Source organism: uncultured Flavobacterium sp., assembly GCF_963975005.1.
Lineage (GTDB): Bacteria > Bacteroidota > Bacteroidia > Flavobacteriales > Flavobacteriaceae > Flavobacterium.
The window spans coordinates 1-2089 of sequence record NZ_CAXBFR010000198.1; the positions used below are offsets into that span (position 1 = coordinate 1).

At 31.4% G+C, this 2089-nt stretch carries 2 protein-coding genes and 1 pseudogene; 1 reads left to right on the forward strand and 2 read right to left on the reverse strand.

All coding sequences use genetic code 11. The annotated features are described in order from the left end of the window. Positions 1-339 (reverse strand): annotated as a pseudogene (locus AACZ53_RS14430) (zinc-binding alcohol dehydrogenase); the annotation flags it as partial. A gap of 99 nt (positions 340-438) precedes the next feature. On the opposite strand from AACZ53_RS14430, the gene AACZ53_RS14435 reads away from it, so the two are divergent. Continuing rightward, on the forward strand, positions 439-1257 hold the full coding sequence (locus AACZ53_RS14435; protein WP_339839890.1) for a glycosyltransferase family 2 protein: 819 nt from the start codon (positions 439-441) through the stop codon (positions 1255-1257). Here AACZ53_RS14435 and AACZ53_RS14440 read toward each other — a convergent pair. Continuing rightward, positions 1239-2033, reverse strand: a complete 795-nt coding sequence (locus AACZ53_RS14440) for a glycosyltransferase family 2 protein (RefSeq protein WP_339839892.1) — start codon at positions 2031-2033, stop codon at positions 1239-1241. The two genes, AACZ53_RS14435 and AACZ53_RS14440, sit on opposite strands and share 19 nt — an antisense overlap. Positions 2034-2089 lie beyond the last annotated feature (56 nt).

The window sequence follows — 2089 nt, forward strand, 5'->3', positions numbered from 1 at the left end:
CTCTTTTGGAAAAAGCTCAAGGCTATGAATTAATTTTCTGTGAGAACATGTTAAATCGGAATACATAATTTGGAATAAATCAGATTCCAACACGCTTAATTTATTTGGTATTTTATTTTTTAAAGATTCATGTAGCCAAAGTATTATTTTCTTTGGTCTCACATCTTGATTTAAAATACTTCGTATAGTTAAATGTAGTGTCTGTAACCTTTCTGGAATAGAAGTTAAAGAAACAATAACAGGTATTTCTTCTTTTGTTTCAGAAAGAATACTTTTAACCGAAAGCGATGAAAGTTTAATTGAAGTGTAAATAGATACAGGTATTTCTTTCAACTTCATTTTACAATGCTGTTATTTGTCGTTTATTAATGTAGACAGTCTTTTCAAGTTCAAAGATAGATAAGACTTTTATATTTTTGTGGTAATTTGAAACGCAGTATGGAGATTCCTAAAATAAGTATCATAGTTAGTACATATAATGCCGAAGAATGGTTAAAGAAGGTACTCTGGGGTTTTGAGCAACAAATTTTCAAAGATTTTGAAGTTGTCATAGCTGACGATGGTTCGAAAGAACCAACGAAAGAATTGATTGCAGAAATGTCTAAAAAGGTTCATTATCCTATTGTACACGTGTGGCAAGAGGATGATGGTTTTCAAAAGTCAAAAATTCTAAATAAGGCAGTAACTGCTTGCTCTGCCGATTATATTATAATGACCGATGGCGATTGTATACCTAGAGAAGATTTCGTTCAGGTTCATTACATAAATAAAGAACAAGGGTATTTTATTTCTGGTGGTTATTATATGTTGCCCATGAATATATCTAAGTTGATCACACTAGAGGATATTGAAAAACAACGTTGTTTTAATATTCAATGGTTGAAAGATAAAGGTATTCCGCAAACTTTCAAGAACAACAAACTTACTGCTCATGGATTTATTTCTAAAATCCTGAATTGGATTACACCTACCAATGCAAGTTGGAACGGACATAATTCATCTGGTTGGAAAAAAGATATCGAGAATGTAAACGGATTCGATGAACGAATGCAGTATGGTGGTCAAGATAGAGAATTAGGCGAACGACTTTTTAACTTCGGTTTAAAATCTAAACAACTTCGTTATAGTGCCGTATGTGTACACTTAGACCACAAAAGGGGATATAAGACACCAGAATCGATAGCTAAAAATGTGGGAATTAGAAATATGACTAAAAAGGAGAAAAGCGTGTGGACTTTCTATGGCATTACTAAGTAATAAGCAAGTTCGTTTTTTTGCTCAAGTTTTTTAAGTTCTCTGTAGCGTTCTAAAACGCCAAGTGAATTTAAGTGACAAATGATAAAACCTTTTTTGCCATCAAGAATACCTAGACGTAAGATGTAATGGTTAAAGAATTTCCAACTAGTTTTTGCAATCATCATTGCATAACTATATTTCTTCTCTCTATAAAATGATTCAATAGCTTTTAATCTGCCATACTTCAACATTTTACCTTTGTAATCTTCGTGATTTTTGTAACAATAGTGAATAAGTTTTTCTTTTAAGATTCCAGAAGTTCCTTCAACATCTAAAGTTTCATGCACTATTTTGCAATCAGAAAAAGATGCTTTACTTTTTCTAAAAAGTCTATAGTTTTTATCTGTTTGCCAACCGCTATAATTCAACTTTTCATTCTTGAACATAAATTGGCGATAAAACCAAAATGCAGCTATCTCAGTATCACTAGAGACTGTTTCTGAAATTTCCATCTGTAAAGAAGTAGAAACAATTTCATCAGCATCTAAAAACAATACCCAATCATTAGTTGCTTGTTTTAAAGCAAATGATTTTTGAGCTGTAAAATTTTCGAACGGATTTTGAATAACCTTTACTTTTGAGTGACTCTTTAAAAATTCATAAGTTCCATCAGTACTGAAAGAATCGACTACAATTATTTCATCAGCAAAAGAAACGGAATCTAAACATTTTTCAATGTATCCCATTTCGTTGTATGTGATAATTAATGCGGTAAGTTTTTCTTTATTGGTAACCATATAATCCAATTTGGTAGGTTGGCTCTAATTGGAGCGAACAAAGTTATAACAAAAAA